17 protein-coding genes and 2 pseudogenes are annotated in these 20,693 nt (G+C 68.8%); 9 read left to right on the top strand and 10 right to left on the bottom strand.

What is annotated here, in order from left to right:
* Positions 1–894 precede the first annotated feature (894 nt).
* The 3 genes and pseudogenes from ACQUSR_RS28035 to ACQUSR_RS28025 form a co-directional block, all read left to right on the top strand.
* A pseudogene (locus ACQUSR_RS28035) lies at positions 895–1,494 on the top strand (phosphotransferase); the annotation flags it as partial.
* Positions 1,491–2,390, top strand: a complete 900-nt coding sequence (locus ACQUSR_RS28030; protein WP_431045384.1) for a lactate/malate family dehydrogenase — start codon at positions 1,491–1,493, stop codon at positions 2,388–2,390. The pseudogene ACQUSR_RS28035 and the gene ACQUSR_RS28030, both read left to right, overlap by 4 nt.
* On the top strand, positions 2,381–3,514 hold the full coding sequence (locus tag ACQUSR_RS28025) for a hypothetical protein (protein ID WP_431045383.1): 1,134 nt from the start codon (positions 2,381–2,383) through the stop codon (positions 3,512–3,514). The genes ACQUSR_RS28030 and ACQUSR_RS28025 overlap by 10 nt, the downstream gene beginning before the upstream one ends.
* 519 nt (positions 3,515–4,033) lie before the next feature.
* Here the strand turns inward: ACQUSR_RS28025 and ACQUSR_RS28020 are convergent.
* The 3 genes from ACQUSR_RS28020 to ACQUSR_RS28010 all read right to left on the bottom strand — a co-directional run bounded on the left by ACQUSR_RS28020 (position 4,034) and on the right by ACQUSR_RS28010 (position 5,237).
* Entirely contained in the window at positions 4,034–4,219 is a 186-nt protein-coding gene (locus tag ACQUSR_RS28020; RefSeq protein ID WP_431045382.1) for a hypothetical protein, read from the bottom strand.
* A gap of 57 nt (positions 4,220–4,276) precedes the next feature.
* Positions 4,277–4,879, bottom strand: coding sequence for a hypothetical protein (locus tag ACQUSR_RS28015; RefSeq protein WP_431045381.1), 603 nt, complete (start codon positions 4,877–4,879; stop codon positions 4,277–4,279).
* 103 nt (positions 4,880–4,982) lie between these two features.
* Positions 4,983–5,237 carry a hypothetical protein gene (locus ACQUSR_RS28010; protein WP_431045380.1) on the bottom strand — a complete coding sequence of 85 codons (255 nt, stop codon included), beginning with the start codon at positions 5,235–5,237 and terminating at the stop codon, positions 4,983–4,985.
* Positions 5,238–5,413: 176 nt separating this feature from the next.
* On the opposite strand from ACQUSR_RS28010, the gene ACQUSR_RS28005 reads away from it, so the two are divergent.
* Complete coding sequence (locus ACQUSR_RS28005; protein WP_431045379.1) at positions 5,414–7,108, top strand: IS1182 family transposase; 1,695 nt, start codon at positions 5,414–5,416, stop codon at positions 7,106–7,108.
* Positions 7,109–7,402: 294 nt separating this feature from the next.
* Positions 7,403–8,485 (top strand): pentapeptide repeat-containing protein, encoded by a 1,083-nt coding sequence (locus tag ACQUSR_RS28000; protein ID WP_431045378.1) that lies wholly within the window; start codon positions 7,403–7,405, stop codon positions 8,483–8,485.
* A gap of 402 nt (positions 8,486–8,887) precedes the next feature.
* Here the strand turns inward: ACQUSR_RS28000 and ACQUSR_RS27995 are convergent, their stop codons facing one another.
* The 3 genes from ACQUSR_RS27995 to ACQUSR_RS27985 all read right to left on the bottom strand — a co-directional run bounded on the left by ACQUSR_RS27995 (position 8,888) and on the right by ACQUSR_RS27985 (position 12,447).
* Positions 8,888–9,874, bottom strand: a complete 987-nt coding sequence (locus ACQUSR_RS27995; RefSeq protein WP_431045377.1) for a tyrosinase family protein — start codon at positions 9,872–9,874, stop codon at positions 8,888–8,890.
* Between the two features lies 1 nt (position 9,875).
* Complete coding sequence (locus ACQUSR_RS27990) at positions 9,876–10,298, bottom strand: hypothetical protein (RefSeq protein WP_431045376.1); 423 nt, start codon at positions 10,296–10,298, stop codon at positions 9,876–9,878.
* A gap of 1,243 nt (positions 10,299–11,541) precedes the next feature.
* A complete protein-coding gene (locus tag ACQUSR_RS27985) occupies positions 11,542–12,447 on the bottom strand; it encodes a LysR substrate-binding domain-containing protein (RefSeq protein WP_431045375.1) in 906 nt (301 codons plus the stop codon).
* Between the two features lie 80 nt (positions 12,448–12,527).
* Here ACQUSR_RS27985 and ACQUSR_RS27980 point away from each other — a divergent pair, with 80 nt between their 5' ends.
* Entirely contained in the window at positions 12,528–13,463 is a 936-nt protein-coding gene (locus ACQUSR_RS27980; RefSeq protein WP_431045374.1) for a DMT family transporter, read from the top strand.
* A 251-nt stretch (positions 13,464–13,714) separates the two neighbouring features.
* On the opposite strand, the gene ACQUSR_RS27975 is transcribed toward ACQUSR_RS27980, so the two are convergent.
* Together ACQUSR_RS27975 and ACQUSR_RS27970 are read right to left on the bottom strand one after the other, a co-directional pair.
* The gene (locus ACQUSR_RS27975) at positions 13,715–14,260 is read right to left on the bottom strand and encodes a hypothetical protein (protein ID WP_431045373.1); all 546 of its coding nucleotides are present in this window, start codon (positions 14,258–14,260) and stop codon (positions 13,715–13,717) included.
* Positions 14,261–14,572: 312 nt separating this feature from the next.
* A complete protein-coding gene (locus tag ACQUSR_RS27970; RefSeq protein WP_431045372.1) occupies positions 14,573–15,109 on the bottom strand; it encodes a hypothetical protein in 537 nt (178 codons plus the stop codon).
* A 320-nt stretch (positions 15,110–15,429) separates the two neighbouring features.
* Here ACQUSR_RS27970 and ACQUSR_RS27965 point away from each other — a divergent pair, with 320 nt between their 5' ends.
* From ACQUSR_RS27965 to ACQUSR_RS27955, 3 genes are all read left to right on the top strand, one after another.
* Positions 15,430–15,933, top strand: a complete 504-nt coding sequence (locus tag ACQUSR_RS27965) for a hypothetical protein (protein ID WP_431045371.1) — start codon at positions 15,430–15,432, stop codon at positions 15,931–15,933.
* A gap of 789 nt (positions 15,934–16,722) precedes the next feature.
* A complete protein-coding gene (locus tag ACQUSR_RS27960) occupies positions 16,723–17,814 on the top strand; it encodes a hypothetical protein (protein ID WP_431045370.1) in 1,092 nt (363 codons plus the stop codon).
* 546 nt (positions 17,815–18,360) lie between these two features.
* On the top strand, positions 18,361–19,032 hold the full coding sequence (locus tag ACQUSR_RS27955; RefSeq protein ID WP_431045369.1) for a formylglycine-generating enzyme family protein: 672 nt from the start codon (positions 18,361–18,363) through the stop codon (positions 19,030–19,032).
* 307 nt (positions 19,033–19,339) lie between these two features.
* Here the strand turns inward: ACQUSR_RS27955 and ACQUSR_RS27950 are convergent.
* A pseudogene (locus ACQUSR_RS27950) lies at positions 19,340–19,597 on the bottom strand (helix-turn-helix domain-containing protein); the annotation flags it as partial.
* Between the two features lie 137 nt (positions 19,598–19,734).
* The gene (locus tag ACQUSR_RS27945; protein WP_431045368.1) at positions 19,735–20,538 is read right to left on the bottom strand and encodes a HEAT repeat domain-containing protein; all 804 of its coding nucleotides are present in this window, start codon (positions 20,536–20,538) and stop codon (positions 19,735–19,737) included.
* Between the last annotated feature and the right edge of the window lie 155 nt (positions 20,539–20,693).

The following is a 20,693-nucleotide window of genomic DNA, read 5'->3' as shown; positions in this document are numbered from 1 at the left end:
GTCGACGAGTGGGACGTGCCCGCGGGCAAGTGGACCGCGCGCACGATCGTCCAGCCGCTGCACGGAGCCGGGCTCCTCGACGTCCTCGCGTTACAGGTAGAGCACCACAGCAACAAGCGACGCAACGCGTCCGCCACCAACATCAACGACTGGCCCGAAGGGACACCACCATGTCGGACGCCGCCCGCCGCACCCTGCGCACCATCGTGCAGACCGTGCTCGGCCTGGCCGCCGCAACCTCGCTCATCATCGACGCCGCGTACAGGGGGCGTTTCTGCGCTTTGTAGTAGAGGCCCATCTGGCCGCCAGCTTCGTGACCGGCTTCGGCCAGTCTCGTTGTGGTGACCGCACAACCGTGCGTCGCCAGCCGGATCGAACCTCTTGGAGTCTTTCATGCGTCGAACCACCCGATCAGCCGCGTTGACCACCGTGGCCGCCGCAGTCATGTTGCTGGTCCCCACGCCTACAGCCTCCGCAGCCGACCCCACCCCGACCCCTAGCACGGCGCAAGCTCCCACCAGTTCCGACGCCCCCAGCGACGAGAAGGACTGCCAGTTGAGGAAGGGCGGATTCGGGTCTTGCTTGAATGTCTTGAAGGATCTCGCCACCTTCTTTGTCAGCGAGGACTAAACGAATCGGCGGCCCTGGGCACCAGTCCGCAGCGACTTGTCCTACCACGAGCCGACGCGCTGTCGGACGTCTCCCTCCGAGCCGCCATTTGCACCACGAGCCCCGCCGATCAGCCAAGGCAGAGACCCCGCCGGTCGTCACCGGCGAGGGCCCTGCCGGGGGCCACCGCAGGGGTAGACCTATGCGGCTACTGGTGCGGGAAGCGCTCCCCCTCCCCTCCTGACCCTGCAGTGACGCCACGGTCACTCTGCGCGGCGTCGCTGGCGGGCCAGCCTCGGTGCGGACCGGCTGCCCGAGCGGACCCGCCGCGGGGTGGTCGCGGTCCTCGGCCAGGTCGTGGCCCGTCTGCTGAAACTCCGCCTCACCTCCGCTCCCGGTCCCCGCGCCGTCGTCTACGGGGACTTGAAGCCCGAGCACGTCCTGTTCCCCGGCCCAGGCGAGGCGCCGGTGTTCATCGACCCGAGCCTGGCGACCGGGCCGGCGTACGCCGATGTGGCGAAGCTCGTCTCCCGCACGCTCCTCGTCCAGGTCGCCGCGCCGCCCGTGGACGGCCCGCAGGCTGTGCTGGACGGCGTCGCCGCGTTCGTCCGGGACCAGACCCGGGGCATCGAACGGGCGGCGCGGGCTCTGTGGCTGCGGCGGTTGATGGTCACCTGGCTGATGGACACGACCAGCATCCTGTCGACCTACCTCAGTGCCCCCGCCGCGCTGCCGCTCCCCGAGCACGCCCGCGCGGTGATCGAGCGGGCAGAGAACATGTGCGTGCTCCTGGACCGGCTCAGCGCCGCCCTCGCGGCCGGGACCGATCCGGACGCGGCCTGGCGCCTCGGCCTGGACGCGGTGGGCAAGGCGGTCACCCGATGACAGGCCGCACGGTGGGCGTCGTCGGCGCCGGGGCGGTCGGGCAGACCGTCGCCGCCCTGGTGGCCGCCGAACCCTGGTGCGCGCGGGTCTTGGTCGCTTCCCGCACAGAGGAGTCCGCACGCGGCCTGGTGACCGATCTGGAGGACATGCTCCAGCTCACCGCCTCCTCCGCCCGGGTGTATTCGGTACCGGTGGGCGAGTTGCGCGGCGGCGACGCGGTCGTGATCTGCCCGCGGGCCCGCTTCACCAACACCAACACCGCCGACGTGCGGATGGGCGGCCTGGCGGCGAACGCCCCCGTCATCGCCGGCCTGGCGCGCAGCCTGCACGGCTACCCGGGCGTCGTGGTCATGGTCACCAACCCCGTGGACGTCCTCGCCCGGCTCTTCGCGGAGGTCTCGGCCGGCCCGCGGGTGTACGGGGTCGGCTCCGCGACCGACACCGCCCGCTACCGGCTCACCCTGGCCCACCACCACCGCGTCCCGGTCGACGCCATGGACGGCTACATGAGCGGCGAGCACGGCGACCAAGCCGTCATCTGCGCCTCGACCACCACCATCGACGGCAAGCCCGCCACAGTGCCGCTCGACGTCGTCCGCGCCGAACTGCACGCCCGGCCACGGCGGATCAACGTCGGCATCGGCCGCACCCACTGCGGACCGGCCGGCGCCGTCCTGACCGCCCTCCGCAAGCTGCTCGGCCTCCAGGACGGCATCGATGTGCTGTCCGTCAACCGCGGCGGCGTGTGGCTGGGAAACCGGTTGCACATCGAAGCGGGCCAGCCCACCGTGCACCCCCTGGCCCTGGACGCCACCGAGACCGCCCAGCTCGCCGCTGCCCGGACCAAACTCGCCAACGCCTACCAGCAGATCGAAGGAGCAGCCCTGTGCCGCTGACCGCAACCCGTATCCAGGCCGACACCGCGACCGTCATCGTCGCCTCCCGAACCGCGGCCGTCACCGAGTGGGCGCGCCGCTACTTCGGCCCCTGGTGGAACGCTGCCGCGGTCGCGGAGCCGGACAGCGGCGACATCGCGGACGGCGGCGCCGTGGTCTGCGCCGACACCGATCCCGACCTCCTGGAGCACATCCGCGCCCGCGTCACCGGCCACGGGCACGAGGAGACCATCTACGCGAACGCCCGCACGCTCACAGCCAGGCACGACGGCGTCGTGTACGCCGTGCAGCCGGAGGAGCGGATCGCCTACCGGGCGGATGGTCAGCGCATCGTCATCGCGGGCGTAGACGCCGAGTCGCTCACGGTCGCGGCCGCACGGCTGGCCCGCGAGCTCGTCCGCGCCCAGCTCCTGGCCGACGGCTGGTCCATCCTGCACGCCTCCGCCGCGGCCCGCGACGGCCGTGCGGTGCTCACCCTCGGCAGGAAGGGCGCGGGCAAGACCACCACCGCCATGTTGCTGGCCCGTACCGGGGAATGGGGGCTGCTGGCCAACGACCGCGTTTTCGTCCGCCCCGAGGCCGGCGGCCGGGTCCAGGTGCTGCCCTGGCCGGCGGCCGCCGCGATCGGCCTCGGCCTCCTTCACGCGACCGGCTTGTACGAGCAGGTCCGCGAACGGGTCCTCGCGGGCGAGCAGCTCCACCCCACCCAGCACCGGCGCGTCACCGAAGCCCTCCGCACTGGGGCGCGGCGGCCGTTGTGGCGCGAGGACGGAAAGGAGCTCAAGGCGCAGTTCTTCCCCGACCAGCTCGCATCGTGGCTCGGCCTCACCCTGGCCACCGAAGCGCACGCGGCCGGGCTCCTGTTCCCCAGCATGAGCCCGCAGGCCACCCCTGCCGTCTTGGACGAGCACCGCGCCCTGAGTGAAGGCGACTTCTTCACCTCGGGCACCGAGGACCGGTACCCCGACGTCTTCGGCCTCACCCCCACCACCACGACCGACGTCGAAGCCGTGGTCGAACACCTCGTTCGTGTGCCCCACCGGGTCCTGGCCCTCAGCCACGACACCGACGCCAACACGGCGCTGGTGGCAAAGACCGCCAACGAGATCGCGGCAGGCCGCTGAGCACGCATCCATCCCTCGAACTCTTGCCCCGCGCCCAGGGCGCCACCGGCCACCGGGCGCTGGTGCTACCGAACAACCCGGAGGGGGCGCACGGAAGGACGTACGCGCCTACTCGTCCGAACTTCCGCAGGTGCGGCTGAACGTTCGGGCGCTGTAGCTGAACCATCTGTCCCACTTCATTGGCGAGATCGTCGTCGACCGGGACGGCACGGCGGCCGGTGCGAAGCGGGAGCAAAAGCTGGTCAAGGTCATGAAGGCGCTCCAGAAGCAGGCGTGGGCGCTGACGGAGCTGTGCGACGAGCTGGTGGACGAGGAGCGCGAGCAGGGCTGACCCCGGGCCGGGGCTCGGCCGCGGACTGGTGCAGCCGTTGGCGCTGAGATTGATCTTGAACAGCGGAGGCCCCCGGCAGGGTGATGGCCGGGGTCCTCCGCCGTATGGGGACGAGGGTCATCCTCGTCGGCGCCATCGCATAGGGGGCGCCCTTAGGCAAAGCTGCCGTGCATGGGCGCCCGCGGGTGTCAGGCGTCGTTGCGCAACGGCGCCAATGTCTCCTGGGCTCGATCTGCCGCGTCCTTCATCTCCTGCGTGACAGGATCACCGACGCTGGCGGAGCCCAGGAGGTCGATCGGGATGGCAATGATGTTGACGTCAGGGACCTGGGTGATGTTGAAGTCGCCGCCGCCGTCGCCAAGGATGTCGCTCATGATGTGCCCTTCATCAAGCCTGCAGGGACTCGTGGCATTCGCCGCGAGTTCAGGTGATCAAAGGGGCGTGGGGGCAGCCACCTGAGGGGGGCCGTTCCGGTGAGCGAGCTGCCGATCCGGGATATGTGTGACAGGTCGCGTCTTGTTCGCTGACTCGGTCTCCGAGGTCTGGAGTACTTGGGCCTGGAGGCGCTGACGAAAGTCGGCTTCCTCGGGCGTCAGCAGATCGTCGGGGCGCCGGATGAGGGCGGGCTTGGGCCTGCGGGGCAGTTCGTCGTCGATGGCGGTGTCCTCGGCCTCGGCGAGTGCCCGGTACAGCGAGGCGACCGACGAGCTCTTGCCTGCGTTCTTGCCGGTCTTGATGGTGAGCTTCTTCGCGGTGTCGGGGACGGGGACGCCCTTGGCCTTCAGGGCGAGGGCGAAGGTGAGCGAGTCGTCGTCGATGGCCCTGGGCCGTCCGCCGTGGTTGCCCTTCGCGGCGGCGGTGACCTGGCCTTCGAGGGTCTTCTCCCGGATGTAGTTGCGCGGGCCGGTGAGGAGTTCGAGCTGGATGCCGCCGGCCTGGAGCTCGGCGGACAGCGTCATCAGCTCGGCGGCGTGCCTGGCTAGGCGCTTGAGCTCATGCACGGTGAAGATAACCGGCATCTCGGGTGCGGCCACCTGGTGAACCTGCTGGCCTCTCACCTCCTCGGCCAGGGCTTCACCCCTCATCAGCCGCATCCGGCAGGCCCCACCCACCGTCGCCGACTGGATCGGCGTGCTGCTACTCGGCCACGGACCCGCCGGCGAGGACGGCCTGCTCATCCTCGAACCCGACGGCGGGATCTTCTTCCGCGGCGGCGTCGACCTCCCGCCCGACTGGCTCCACCACGCTGCCCGCTACGGCTGGGCCGTGCTGTACGTCGGCGGCGTCGGCCTCCACGACCCTGCTGGACCAGAACAGCAAGGCCCGCACCCGGGCACTGCGCACCGCCGCCCAGGCCGGACGGCTGGTCGGCGCCCGCATCGCCGTCGGCACCCCTCGTAGCATCCGGATTTTTGGGGTGCCGGTAGGAACCGTGTCACCGATCCTGCTGGCTTATTCCGTGCCCGGCGGGGCTGGCGGCTCGTTGGTCGGGACAGCAGCGGCCGTCTTGGCGTTCCCGGTCGCGGGTGGGGTGTGGAATGTCGATGCGGCCGAGGCCGTGGCCGAAGGTGCCTGAGTTGACCGCGCAGGTGGCGCGGGCGGTGGCGGCACGGGGCCCGTACCCGTTGGCGATGCGGGTCCGTGACGAGCTGGGCGAGCTGTTCGCGGACGCCGAGTTCGCCGAGGCGTTCGGAGCCAGAGGGCGGCCCGGCTGGTCACCGGGCCAGCTGGCGCTGGTGACGGTGTTGCAGTTCGCCGAGAACCTCACCGACCGGGCGGCAGCGCATCGGGTGCGGTTCGGCATGGACCTGAAATACGCGCTCGGCCTGGAGCTGGATGATCCCGGGTTCGACGCCTCGGTGCTGTCCGAGTTCCGCACGCGACTGGTCGAGCACGGGATGGAGGAGAAGGCGCTCGACCTGCTGCTGACCGCCCTCAAAGACCGGGGCCTGGTGAAGGCCGGAGGCAGGCAGCGCACCGACTCCACCCGCGTTCTGGCGGCGGTACGCGATCTGAACAGGCTGGAGCTGGCCGGGGAGACGCTGCGGGCCACGCTGGAGGCGCTGGCCTGCGCGGCCCCGGACTGGCTGGCCGGGGCGGTGCCCGTTCGGGAATGGGCCAACCGCTACGGTCCGCGGACTCACTCCTGGCATCCGCCGGCTTCTACGAGCAAGCGCGAGGAGATGGCCCTGGTCTATGGCCGGGACGGGTTCGCGCTGCTGGAGGCGGTGCATGCCCCCGACGCCCCGGCCTGGCTGCGCGAACTCCCGGCGGTGCAGGTCCTGCGCACGATGTGGGTGCAGAACTACCACCGCACTGTGAGCGAGGCCGGGGCAGAGGTGAAGCGGCGGGAGAGCAAAGACCTCCCGCCCGGCAGGCTGCGGCTGGCTTCTCCGTACGACACCGACGCGCGCTACGGCCTCAAACAGGGCTCCTGGTGGACCGGCTACAAAATCCACATCAGTGAGTCCTGCGACGAAAGCGACGTGCAGGACGCGGCCACCGAACAGGCGGTGATCCCCGGAGCCGACGGACCGCCGCGCTTGATCACCAGCATCGCGACCACCGATGCCACGGTGACCGATGCAGAAATGACCGAACCGGTCCATCACATGCTCGCCGCCCGCGATCTCCTGCCCGCCGAGCACTTCCTCGACTCCGGTTACGCGTCCGCCGAGTTGATCGTGGGCATGAAGAAGTACTTCGGGGTCACCCTGGTCACCCCGGTCCTGATGAACAGCTCACCCCAGGCACGTGCCGGCGCCGGGTTCGACCGCACCGCGTTCACCGTCGACTGGGACAAGCGGCAGGCCACATGCCCACGCGGGGACACCAGCACCTGGTGGAGCCCCGCCACCCTGCGTGGCACCAAGGCCATCGTCATCAAGTTCGACAAGGAGACATGTCGCCCCTGCCCGGTGCGCGACCAGTGCACTCGCTCGAAGACCGGCGGCCGGACCCTCTCCCTGCAACCCCGCGAGGTGCAAGAAGTCCTCGACCATGCCCGCCTCCAGCAGGGCGACGAGCAGTGGCGAGCCAAGTACGGAACCCGCGCGGGTATCGAGGGGACCATCCACCAGGCCGTCGCGGTCACCGGCATGAGACGTGCCCGCTACCTCGGTCTCCAGAAGACCCACCTGGAGCACGTCTTCTCCGCCGTTGCACTCAACCTCATTCGCCTCGATGCCTGGTGGAACGGCCACCCGCTCGACCGCACCCGCGTCAGCCACCTTGCCCGACTCGGCCTCTCCCTCGCCGCCTGACCGAATAGGCTCCGGGCTCCCAGCTCGGACACCAGGGGACAACTAACCAGCCAGTAGCTGGGGTCGAACCGAACGGACGTGCGACCATCGTGCGCGCACCGTGCGGAAATGCGCCCAGGGCCGGGAGTACCCCGGACCCAGGCGGGTGTTCCCGTTCCGCCGAACGGCGGCCACAGCGCTCCGTCAGGGCCAGAGCACGAGCATGATCAAGCCGTGACAGCTATGCCGCGACGGGGACACAAGGACCCGGCCTCGCGGGGCCGACACGCTCCCCGCTTGTGGCCCGTCTGGGTAGTGGGCCTGCTCGCCCTCCTGCTGGCCCTGGCCGTGGGCTACGGGATCTACGAATTCCTTCACTCTCTCGCGTCGAAGGAGGCCACCCCGGAGAACCCCGTCGCTGCCCACGAGGTGATCCGCACCGCGCTGGCGACCCTCACCTTTGCCGGCGCTGTTCTCGCAGGGGTCTATGCCTACCGCAAACAGCGCCTTGCGGAGGGCGACGCTCATCGGGCCGACGACAAGCAGCTCGCTGAGCGCTTCACCACCGCCGCCGACCAACTCGGCCACGACCAGGCAGCGGTGCGCCTGGCTGGCGTATACGCCATGGCCCGGCTCGCCGACGACTGGATCGAGCAGCGACAGGTATGCGTCGACGTTCTGTGCGCCTACCTGCGCATGCCGTACGAGCCCAATCCGGAGGCCGCCTCGACGGCATCGGAGGGCGAATCACTGTCGTCGACGCCCGCCGCATACAAGGAAGGCGAACGCGAGGTCCGCCTCACCATCATCCGGACCATCCGCAGCCACCTACAACCCCAAGCACCGACCTCCTGGTCGGCGTGCAACTTCGACTTCACCCGCGCCACTTTCGACGGCGGGTACCTACAGGGAAGTCTTTTTCAAGGCACGGTCTCCTTCGGTGGCGCGGAGTTCAGCGGCCGCAGCTTCTACTTCGGCGGCGCGGATTTCAGCGCTGGCAGAGTCTACTTCGGCGGCGCGAACTTCAGCGGAGGCAGAGTCGACTTCCGCGGCGCGAAGTTCAGTGGAGCCAGCGTCGACTTCACCGGCGCGAAGTTCAGCAGAGGCAGCGTCTACTTCGGCGGCGCGAAGTTCAGCGGAGGCAGCGTCGACTTCACCGGCGCGAAGTTCAGCGGCGGCACGGTTACCTTCATCGACGCGGAGTTCAGCGGCGGCACGGTTACCTTCATTGGCGCGAAGTTCAGCAGAGGCAGCGTCGACTTCGGCCGCGCGAAGTTCAGCGGCGGCACGGTTACCTTCATCGACGCGGTGTACAGCGGCGGCACGGTCGACTTCGAGGACGTGACAGGCGCCCCACAGAACTGGGGACCTTTCCCGCCAACTGACTCGGGAGGGTGACGCCAAAAGTGGAAGAAGGCTAGGAAGCCCTCGAAGGCCAGGCCTCCACCCGCAGGCTTCACCGCACCTCACCGAAGAGGAAGCCCCCACCGACGCCACCGCGTGTGCCCAGGACTAGGACGGTACAGGGACGCCGGGCCCTGTACCCATTTCCGCAGTCGGCTCACGATGGTCGTGGTGTCACGTCTGGTTCCGCCCCAGCTACCGGCCGGTTAGTTGTCCCATGGTGTCCGAGCTGGGATGCCAGGGCCGAATAAGCCAGCAGGATCGTCACCAGCCGCAAACGACGGCGCTAGGGGATGGCCGATGTGGCCCTGGCGACCGCGAGGGCAGGCGGCGGTGTCTCTTGTGGCTTCTGCCAGTGCGGCGGACCACCCGACCGTATACGCGGGCCGTCAGCCCTCAGGGCAGCAGGTCGTACGAGTAGAGGGCGGTCGGGTCGAGGACGGTCTCGGGTGTCGCGGCGGAGCCGAGCGGGGAGACGATGGGGTCCTTGAGTCTGTGGCCGCGCAGGATCTGCGGCGCGGACTGGTCAGGCAGGTAGTTCCGGCCGTTGCGGTCCATCCACCCCTCCCAGACCCGGTCGACGTTGCAGTGGTGCAGGTAGAACGCCGGGTCGTTAGGCGAGGAGGCCAGGCCCATGTCCCGGCCGATGAAGACGTGCACCAGGTTGTGCAGGCCGAACGGGTTGAACCCCTCCAGCCGGTTACGGAAGCCGGTCGAGTCCACGTTCCACGGCGAGAAGTCGTAGGTGGCGAGGGCCGGGTCGCCGGTGGGCGGGCTGACGTCGAAGAGCGCGTCGACATCGGCCTTGCTGGGCACGTTGGGCGCGTCGACGCCGAGGGCCCGGCGCAGCCCGCGCGAGGTCCGGACCAGGGTCAGCGACGAGTTGGTGGTGATCCGGACCCGGAAGGTGTCCGGGTCGGCCTCGTTGAAAGCGAACGGACCGTCGGCGACCGTGCCGCCGAAGGGAGCGGGGCCGCTGCCGCCCATGCAGGAAGGCTTCCAGATAGCGCTGTCCTTCGGGTCGCCGAGCTCCGTGTCCTGCGTCCAGTCCCAGTAGGGCAGGCCGAAGGACGGATCGCCCAGCGCGCGCTGGAAGTTGGCCTCCATCAGGCTGAGCATCACCCGGTGCCAGGGAAGGAAGATCGGCCCGCGGTGGGCGGCGTTGCGGATGTCGGGGTCGCCGCCCGGCGGGACGGAGGTCCGCATGGCCAGAATGTGCCAGATCACGAACAGGTCGTAGGTGCGCACCGGGGCGGGCGGGCCCGCGATGCCGAAGTCGGTGGTGGAGAAGGTGGAGTCCTCGGCCTTGAGCAGCTTGACGCCGGAAATGTAGGCGTCGCGAGCTGCGGTGTCCTTGAGAATGTTCTTCCGAACGACGGCCATCTCAGTCACCTCCGTGTTCGTGCTGGCCACCACCGTGGTCGTGGTCGTCGCCGTGGTCGTGGCCACCATCGTGGCCTCCGCCATGGCCGCCACCGCCAGGCCCGGTCGGGTCGGTGGGGAACTCCTCGGGGTAGTTGTCGATCAGCGCGCGCACCGCGTCGAGCGCTGAGAGGAACTGGTAGGCGGGCAGCGCGTGGCAGTGCACCTGGCCGTTCGGATCCACGCCGAGGTGGGCGCCGATCGGCAGGCCGTCCACGGTGATCTCGTAACGGGTGGTGACGACGATCCGGTGACCGTCGTGCACCGTCGTGCGGACCGTCGTCGCCGGCCCGGCGTGGTGGGCCGCCGGCAGCTTCGGCAGGCTGCTCAGGTAGCCGCCGAGCTTGTCCGGGGTGGCGACGTTGGCTAGACCTTGTGGGTCCATGAGAACCTCCCGATCGCAGGTGGTCCCGGGAATGCCCCGGGGCACGAACCTCCCTTTCTCCACCGTCCCGCAGATGCGGCCGCCACGCGCGGTGAGGCGCTGCTCACCGTGGCCGAGGGCTGAGCCACCCAAATTTGGGTGACCCGGCTGCTGCGACCCGAATATCGAGCGTTTTGAGCGCCCTCTACGCGCGCACGCGCGTAAGGAGCGGCAGGTGACCAGCGCTGGAAACCTGCTGCGCCAGGGCTTGAAGCTCGGGCGCCGGCGTCGTCGACTGCGGGCCCGGCTGGGGAGCGCTTCAAGCGCTTCAGGTGTTGTTCTCCCGGTGACCGGAGAGGACCCAAACTGGGTGTCCAGCGAGGGCACCAGGCTCGTCACCTCGGTGATCGGCGATATCGGTTACGGGGCGCATCCCAGCTCGCTCTTGCGCCTATTGAGCTCCTGCAGCCTCTCGTCTGTTCGTCCGGGTCGAGCGAGAACGACTCACCAACACCGAGCGCCGTAGCCGTCCGCAGGTACACCTCGGTCCTCCAGCCACCTCGTAGACGATCACGCCCTCATCTGGAATCCCCAAAGACGCATGCGACGCGCGCTCGTAGTCGTCGACCCTTAGACGTGCCTCCGCCAAGAAATGACGGCCAGTTACCCGAGAGGGAATGCGGACAGCGGAGCGACGACCGGGCATTGGTGGTTGCCGCAGCCCGATCGCGTGCAAGCCATGGTGCGTCGTGCTGCCGTGGACGTGGCTGCCTACCGTCGCCGGGTCGAGCCACTGCATCGCCATCTTCGTGTGAGCACTCGGGTGTGTGCCGCAGGAACAGGCCATGTTGTCGAACTGGCCGAGGTTCGGCGAGGTGAAGTACAGGTCGCCGAACTCTGTCAGGGCGTGCAGCACCTCCATCCCCCACACTCCGACGCCCTCGTCAAGGTTACAGCGAGCGCTATTGGTGATCCCGTTGCGAGGCGCCCGTCGAACCAGACGCACTCCGAGACGCACACCGCAGGCAAGAACCGCATTCCAGCTCGATGCTGACCACACATCCGGCGACCGGGTAATGGTGCAGCCCACGCGTCAGATCGTGCGCCAAGGGCGGTAGCCCCTGGTCAGCGCAAACAGCCGGGGCCAGGAGCTGCCCGGGCCCGTACACTCCAGGCGCCCGGCGGGGAGAATGACGGCCCCCGCCGGGCGTCTGATCACCTCAGCTGTTCCTCGGCATGTGCACACTGATACCGGTAGCGGTCGTCATGTGTCTCGACCTTGGATCGCTGCGGCGGCGCGGTGCAACTCGGCAAGGACCGTTCGGACGGCCTTGCGGGCGGTGCGCTCGGGCCGGTGGAGGACGTCGATGTGGCGTCTGGCGTGTACTCCGCTCAGCGGCCTGAGGACGACGTCGGGGTGCGGGCGGGCGGTCCAGCGGGGCATCAGCGCGAGGCCGCCGCCGGCGGCGACGGCCTCGGCGACCACTGCGAACTCGTTGATGCGGTGGACGATGTCGAGCCGGCGGTTGGCGACGCTGGCGATGGCCTCGATGGTGGCCATCAGCGGGAAGCCGTCGTGGACGGTGATCCACGGCTGGCCCGCCACGTCCCGCGGCGAGAGCAGCGGCTTGGACACCAGCGAGTGGCCGGCCGGAAGGGCGACATCGAGGGGCTCGCGCAGCAGCGTGGTGGAGGTCACGGTGCGCGGCCATGGTGGGCCGTGGTCGAGGCGGTGGGCGAGCACGAGATCGTAGTGACGGGTGAGGGCGGGGAAGCGATCCTGGGCGACGTCCTCGTCGGCGAGCGCCGGGCGGGGGCGGCCGGGGCCGGCGAGGCTGCGCAGCAGGAGCGGGAAGAACGCGGACGCTGCGCTGTGGAACGCGGCCACCGATACGTCGCCGTCGGGTTGCTCCGCGAAGTCGGTGATCGTGTGCCGGGCCCGGGCCAGGGCGGTCTCGACCTCGATGGCCGCCGCGGCCAGGGCCTGCCCGGCATCGGTCAGCACCACCCGGCGTCCGGCGCGTTCGGTGAGCGGGACGGGGATCGCGCGCTGCAGCAGCCGCAGCTGCTGCGAAATCGCAGAAGGCGTCACGTGCAGTGCCTCGGCGACCGCGCTGACGCTGCCCAGGTCTCCCAGTTCGCGCAGGATCCGCAGCTGCCGTTCATCCACCCTGACAGTGTAGTGCTGCTACATCTTAGGTTTAGATATTGGTTGTGGCCTTCAATGTTGTGGTGGTGCAGCGTGGGGGCATGCATGTTGCCCGCCGCACCGATGCGGTACTTCTCCTGGTCGCGCTGGTCTGGGGTTCCAGTTATCTGGCGGCCAAGACGGCCACCGTCGCACTCCCGGTCATGGCGGTCCTCTTCGCCCGGTATGCGATCTCCGCGCTCGCGTGCGGAGCCCTGGTCGCCTCCCGCCGCCGGAGGCGTCGCTGGACCCGCGCGGAAGTTCGCATCGGGTCGCTGCTGGGAGTCACGCAGGCGGCCGTGCTCGTGCTGGAGACCTACGGGGTGGCGCACACCAGCGCCGCGAATGCCGGGCTGATCATCAGCCTGACCATCGTGCTGACACCGCTGCTGGACCGCACCGGCAGCCGCCGGCTGCCGTGGACGTTCTTCCTCGCCGCCGGACTCTGCGTCATGGCCGTCGGGCTACTCACCTCCAGCACCGGGCTGCACGCACCACGGCTCGGAGACATGCTGATGCTCGCCGCCGCAGTCGTCCGGGCCGGGCACGTCGCGCTCGTCGGACGGCTCACCGCGAGTCGTCCCGTGGACCCGCTGCACCTGACGACCGCCCAAACCGTCGTCGGCTCGGCAATGTTCCTGCCACTCACCATCACCCACCTGCCCGACCTGGCCCACAGCAGTGCCACCACCTGGACCCAGCTGATCTATCTCGCCCTGTTCTGCAGCGTGTTCGCCTTCCTCGCCCAGACCCGGGCCGTGCAAGGCACCTCCGCCAGCCGAGCCAGCCTGCTGCTGGGCACCGAACCGATCTGGGCCGTCGCCATCGGGATCAGCCTCGGCGGCGAACGGCTCACCCTCTGGGCCGCTCTCGGCGCCATGCTCATGATCGCCGGAACCTACTGGGGCCAGGCCATCGAACGCACCCACCGCACCACCACAGCAAGAACCGAGAAAGAGGACGAAACGTGCCCGGCAATGGCACCTACCAGCGCCTGATCGCCCTGCTCGACACCACCAGACGCCCCTACCGGCTCATCCATCACGAACCGTGGGCACAACGTCTCGTGCCTGAAGCCCTCGGAGCCGGCTGAGCTGCCGGCTGTGGCGGCAGCCGAGAGCGGATCTGCGCTCGCATGCGTCGCTGGTAACGGCGGAGTGTGAAGCCGAGCATTCAAGTCCAAGAGAACCTCGGGGCGGAACCGGGACACACGGTGGGCCGCCGTTCACCTCGGTCCGCAGCGGACTCTTCAGCGGGGAGCCAGATCCTTCATGACGACCCGAATCAGATCCTTCTCCGAGATCTTGGCTTCCTCCGACGTGTACACCAGGGTCGGGTGCTTGGGGTCGGCGGGTTTGTCCAGGGTGATGACCACGAACGGTTCGTAGAAGGAACGATATTCGTTGGTCGCTCTCCAGAACTTCTGCTTGAACACCCGGGCCGGGCCCAGCGGAGTGCTCACTGTACGAGCGGTCTTGTTCACCGCGGGCGGGATGTCAGCGGCAGTCCGATAGCGGGGGTGCATGCCGTTGTGCGGATTCTCATTCCTTTCCATGTCGACCTCGCAGGAGGTGGACATCGAGTACCAGGAGTAGTAGACACCCTGGTCGTCGGCGGCCTGCTGAGGCGGCACCCGGCATTCAGCCGGGGTGCCGGGGGTGGTCACGGGGGCGTGGCCCTTCTCGACGCCCACCCCGTCCGGCAGGGTGAGCCGGAGGTGTGGCACGCCGTCACCGCCGATGTGGTGCGGGGTACCCGGATCGGCCTCGCGGTCCCAGTCTGGTCCGAATGACACGTGTGTCTCAGATGTCTCGCCGTTGCCGTCCTCGGCGCATCCGGCGAGGGCGGCTGTCATGCCGAGCGCGGCGACGCAGGCCAACCACACCCGGCCCCCCATTCGTCGGCGCGTGATCTTTTCGCCCGCCCGCATCCGTGTGCCTCCATCCGCCCGGTCCCCTGATCGCCGGTTGGGTGACGATTTCGCCAGGGAGGGACGCGAGACGGCGCCGCACGGTTCCTGGGGGTCTTCGTCAGGGGGGCGCCTTGCGCACGGGGGGGCGTGGCCGGGTACGCCCGGTCACGGCCCCCGTTGTACGCACGACGGTTTTCAGTGCTGCTGTTCCACGAAAGTGACGAACCGACGTGTCTCGGGACCAGATTTCTCGCCGTCCGAGGTGAAGGCCATCGCTCGAACTGTGCCGCTGCCTGGTGCCTCCCGCTTGCCCTGACGGGATGACACTGTGACGGACCACTTGTGAGGGCGATGGGGGCCGAGCACCGAGTCATCGAACTCGATGGGGTCCGACACCCCCACACCCCGCGCGGAACCGAACAGCATGAGGGTGATGCGCACGGTACCGCGGCCAACGCACAGGGCCTCGCCGGAGACCGAAGCTGTCTCGCCTGCCGGGTCCACGGTGACTTCCTCGTTCACGGTGGTGGCGGTTGGCGTCAGCTGCTTGCCCCTTTCGCAGGTGGCATCAAAGCCGTCGGTGAAGCAGGTGTCCTGCCCTGCCCCGCCATTGCCAATGTCGCCTGGCAAGGGGAGGTTTTCCTCTCCACCTCCGTTGAGGGTGTCGTCACCGTCGTCGCCGTACAGCCTGTCGAAACCGCGATCCTTGGCAAAGCAGGCGGTGTCGGTCACCTGACTTCCACATCTAGAGCACGACGTGGCGCACGCGGCGCTGCTGTCCTCCTCGCCGTTGGTGGCCTGGCGTTCGCACCCGCTTCGGCCGAGGCCGGCCAGCCGAGCGCACCAGCGCCGGTGGCGCAAACCTTCAAGAGCCCGGTTCGGCATCCTTCGCTGTGCCTGCCGGTGTCCACGAGCTCACGGCAGAGGTGGTCAGCGGCGGCGCCGGAGGAAGTTCGGGTGTAGCCGGTTTCGGCCCCAACGAAGGCGGCGGCGGAAGCGGTGGTGGCGGCTCGGCCGCCATGCGCTGCCAGCTCAAGGTGGCCCCCGGGCAGGTGCTGAAGCTGTACGTCGGACGCGGAGGCGAAGGCGAAGGCGAAGGCGAAGGCGAAGGCGGCGGGGCCTACGACGATGACCCGTACAGCGGTCATCCGGGAATCGACGGATATTCGTCCAATCTCAAGCTCAGCCGGCACCCCGACCCCGGGGACGTCTTGGCCGCCGGTGGATCCGGGGCGCCAGGCGGCAACTTCCCCGGCGGCATTGCCAGTCCAGGGCGGGGCGGCTGGTTCGGGTCCTGCGTCTTGCGGGGCGTCCGGGGGATCATCCTGCCCCCCACATTCCAGGGCCACCTGGGCGGCTGGGGCCAGTTGTTCACCGCCACCGCGGCAGGATCCGGCGGGACCGGCGGGGCAGCTGGCCACGTGCCGCCGACCCACCCGGCAGATGCCGGCATGGGAGGCCGAGGAAGCGACGGCGCCCCGCCAGGAGGGACGGCCAAAAGCGGCGAGTACGGCAAGGACGGCTGCATCGTCCTCACCTTCACTCCCTCCCTCTGAGTCAGGTCACCAGGACACCACTCGCGGTCTTGTTCATCTATCGGCCAATAGCTGAACAAGACCAGTCAGAGCGTGATCCGGGTCCCAACGGGCCCGGGTCGCCATATTCGCCCGCGAGGAAGGCCAATGCCGTCCGAACTCGTGAACATTCCCGCCCGGCCTCGATGCCAGATGCGGCGGACCGAGAGGACAAGAAGCACGCGCCGAAGCCTTCGATCAGCTCTAGGATTTCAGCGGCTCTCTCTTCGCCGTCCCGCGCACTCCGCAGCACCTCCAGGGCCTTCCACAGGGTGTCCAGCTCGAAGGCCGGAACGACGAGCAGGTGGACCGTAGGTCTCCCGGCCTCCGGGGTGAGGACCTCGTCCTTGACGCGGCCGATCGCGTTCTCAGCAATGCGGTAGGTGAGACCGGTCAGGACGTACCGATCCGCGTCGTCCCTGTCTTCGGCAACCCGGCCGGTCTGCCGAGAAGGCCGAAAGCGTCTTCGAGGTAGGCGGCGGTCTCAATCCAGGACGGATCGCCGGGCAGAACGCACATCCGGTCGGGCTGCTGCCGCTTCGTCATTGCGAGAGCACGCCCTCCTCGCAACAGGACATACCGGAGACCAGCAACCGCCGTCGGCATCCATCGGCCAGTGGTTTCGCGTTTGTCTCAGTGGGCTCGGCCGCTCCTCAGTCTCAGGCCGGTGTCATTTCCTCACTGACCTCCCTCAGGCGGGGGTGGACCTCGCCGTCAGCGCAGAGCGGTTGCGAAAATCGGACGCGGCGTCCGGCGTATAGGCTGCGCGGGATGTCCGATTCGCAGGGTGCCTCGATACTCCTCGGTCCGCGGGGCCGCCGACTGTGCATGTTGGTCGCGGAGCGCAGCGGCGACATAGGGGAGGCCCTCTTCCACACCGCACTCGATCCTGCCGACGAACGGAAGCGGCGGGAGCTGGTCCGGCTGCTGGGCGGGCTGGATCCCGCCCACGCTGTCGCAGCCATGGGTGAGCAAGGGCTAATGGGCGCGCTGGGCGACAGCGCGGCCGCCGCGATGTACTGGCAGGAGCCCGACGAGGAGGACTCCCTGCTCACCCATCAGGAGTTCGTCGAGGCGCTGCGTCCGCTCGCGCAAGCGATCGAAGGCGCGCCGGAGACCGGCTGGTGGTCGGCCGCCGTGGCACCAGACGCCCAGGTGTACGTGCAGTGGGTAGAGGGGGGCCAGGACAAGCACCGCCCGCCGCCCACCCGCGCTCCGGCCGGAGCCCTGCGGGCGTGGAAGGCGGAGACGGTGAAGGACGAGCACGATGCACGATCGTTTCCCGAGGACTCCTCGGTCATCTACAGCGGGATCTGGTGGTCGACGCCACCGTCCTCCGGACTCCCCGTGACCTCACGTGCGCTGCCGTGGCTGGGTGCTGCGCAGCTCATGGCCGTCGAGGACGGGGCGGGCTGGGTACGTGCGCGGGTCTGGCCGATGCGTATGCCGAGGAACATCCGGAGCTACGAGATCACCGGGCCGCAGGCATGGACGGACCTGGTCGGGCGGTATCCCCTGCGGGTCAGCCGAGCCCGGCGGCATGACTGGGAGCGGGCCACGGGCCGCGCGGCCGAGTGGTACATCCCCGACTGGGAGGCGGTCGCCGCCGACTTCGACGCGGTGCACCTCACGGTGACGGGGTATCTGGCCACGGCGGGGCGGGCGTTGGATGTGAGCGGCACTGCAGGTGCGGGGGACACCGGCCAGCCCCATGCCACCGTGCTTGCGGGATGGGACCCGGACACGACGTACTGGCTCACCGGCTCCGCCGGCCACAGCGACTCGCCGACCGACTGGGAACTGCGCGACGTCGACGGCAGCGAGGATCCCGTGTGGGTACGGGTGGTTGACCGAACGCGTTGAAGGCTTGTGCCCTTGTGGCTTTCACTTCGCCCCGTCACCATCCCTCAATGCGCCCGTTCGACCCGGCCAACTGGGGCCGCTCGAAGTCGCCCTACCGGGCCCGCCGGTGAACGTCACAGCCACCCCTAGCTCGTGCCGGGTACGACCTTCAGCGTGCGGTAGGCATAGCCGTCCTGCAGGAACCCCGGATGCTCCCATTCGAATGCCACGCGCTGGCTGGCGCCAGCGTGTGGAGGCCGTCCAATTGGATGTCGGAGAAGTGTGCGAAGCAGCCGCCGGGCGTCTCGGGGGGCAGGAGGCGTGCAAGCTCCAGGCGCGACTCGTAGATCACGTGGTTGCGCGTGGGCGCTGACCAGTGGGTCCCCGAATAGCGCTTCTGACCCTTGTACCAGCGGAACGTCCGCCAAGGAGCAGCCGAACCTAACAGGCCGAGCGAAGTAGTCGACCAGGCTTGGTCCTGGGCGCTTGGGCGCCGGGTGCTGTCTCGGTCGATCTGGTTCGGCTCTGCCGTGTCGCACTGGCAGGTCTCGTTAGGATCTCCTGATCATGGACGTGATTACGGGGAACGAGATGATCGCCATCCCGCCGGGGCAGGTGACGCTGTCGGACCGGCGGACGCAGCGCAGTTGGTCGGTCGAGCTCGCGCCCTACCAGCTCGCGGCATTCCCGGTCACGCAGGCGTTCTACGCACAGATCACAGGCCAGCGGCCGAGTGCCTCCCTGGGGGACCAGTTGCCCGTCGAGTGCGTCTCCTGGTGGGACGCGGTGCGGTTCTGCAACGCCCTGTCCCGGTGCGACGGGTTCACGCCCGCATACCACTTCCGTGCCGACGGCGAAGGTATCGAGTGGGACGCGTCCGCCGACGGGTACCGACTGCCGACCGAAGCCGAGTGGGAGCACGCCTGCCGTGCCGGTACGGCAGGACCGCGTTACGGGGAGCTCGACGAGATCGCCTGGTACCGCGGTAACTCGCACGAGCGCATCCACGACGTGGGCGGCAAACGCCCCAACTCGTGGGGGATTTACGACATGCTCGGCAACGTCTGGGACTGGTGCTGGGACGTCTACGACGCCGAGGTCTACGGCACCTACCGGGTGCTCCGTGGTGGTGGTTGGTTCGATGAGCACTGGAGTTGCCGGGCCTCCGCGCGGCGCCGCAGCCACCCGACCTTCCAGGTCGACGACGTGGGTTTCCGCATCGCGCGTTCCCTTGTGTGACAACGGGTTCCCGCCCGTCCTCAGACGGAATGTTCGCCGATCGAACGGCCTGGAGGGTCCGATCATCTGAGACATCGAGCGAATCGGACCCGTTCACTTGAGACATGGACCAGATCGACAGAGACGGGACAATGGAAGGCCTGTCTTACGTTGCCTCACTCCAATGTCCTGTCGCAACGCATGTGAAACATGAAAGCGTTTTGACCTGTGGCGCTGCCAGATGGTTTGAGAATCCGGGCTCCTGACGTTCTCAATCGACCTGGCTTTTGCGGAAGTCGCGTCTGCCGTGGACACGGCGTCAAACCATCCGGCTGTTGCCCCGGTTGACCTGCCGGATCAACCCGGCCTCGCGCAGTGCACGGAAGTGGTGCGTGACCGTCGCCTTGGAGACCGGCAGCCCGAAGGAGCTGCACGTCCGCGCCGCGCCGTCGGGTTCGGCTGCCAGCTCAGTAATGGTGTGGCGAGGGGTGGCGCCTGGTTGGTGCTTGCGTTGAAGGGGTTCTTGAGGGGCCTGGTCCTGTCCCAGGGTGACGGCTGTCCTGATCGTGAGGCAGGAGGGGTGCATGCGTCAGGAGTGGGAGCCGGAGGACCTGGCCGTGCGTATCTCCTCCGAGGGCCTACGGAGCATTGCCCGTACGGGCAATGCTCCGACTCAAGACACATTAGGACAGAAAGGTCAATCTGCCTAGATCAAATGCCCTCTCAGAGGGTCGTACCGTCCCCCGGCCAGGTCTGCGGCAGCGGATCAGCCGCCCTAGTGAGCGTGTGCCGAAGGGCTTCGGCGAGCGGGGCGTCGGCGGTGGAAGCCGCCTGGCGTACTCGCTCTGCGCGCTCCCACAGCATCAGTGCCTGCACTGCCGCGTCCCGGATCTGGGGACGCCGGTCGCCCAGCGCCTTGACCAGCCCGGCCTCGGCCGGGTGGTCGTCCAGCGTCGAAGCCGCTCCGGCGTGGTGCAGCCTTCGTACGGACTGGATCGCCTTCAGCCGGACGTCAGTTGACGGATCGTCCAGGACCGCGACCAACGGCTCAAGGGCGGCCAGATCGGCCGTGTCGCCCAGGGCCATGACCGCGGAGACACGGACCGTGGCGCTGTCCGCCCCCAGTCGCAGGGTGTACCGCTCGACGGGCGGCGGGCTCAGGCGCTTGAGCCGGGTGTAACCCCATGCCGATCGCGGAAAGGTGTCGGGGTACGACAGGGCGCCCCTGCTCATGACCTTCCGGACCAGACGGTTCTTCGGGGGGTGGGGCTCCAGCAGGTCCCGGAAGGGCCCCACGTCCCGGTCCGGGTCCAGCTCTGCCGCGACCCGGACCGCGAGTCCGTGGAGGTCGGGTTCATACAGGTCGTCGAGGTGGTCGAGCGCGGACATACGCGTGACGAACCGCATGACGGCGGCGTCCGCTCGTGGGCCACCGATCCTGTGGAGGTCCAGCAGAGCTCCGGAGAACTCCTTCTTCCGGTCGCTGAGCAGAATGGCCTCGGCCTCTTCGAGGCTGCCGGTTGTCATGTCAGCCTTCCTTTCCTAGATCGGGGTCCCACCGGTAATGCTGATGGATTGATTCCCAATGGGGTTGCCAAGCCAGTGGATCCTGGGTGCCATCAGGCGGCCGTGGCCGCCCTTGACGGCGGGCTGGTCTGGAAGGTGCGGCCGTCGCGGATGAG

The sequence above is a fragment of the Streptomyces sp. P1-3 genome, assembly GCF_050613155.1.
Lineage (GTDB): Bacteria > Actinomycetota > Actinomycetes > Streptomycetales > Streptomycetaceae > Streptomyces.
The sequence above is the reverse complement of the archived record's forward strand: the minus strand, read 5'-3'. Positions and strand labels throughout refer to the sequence as shown.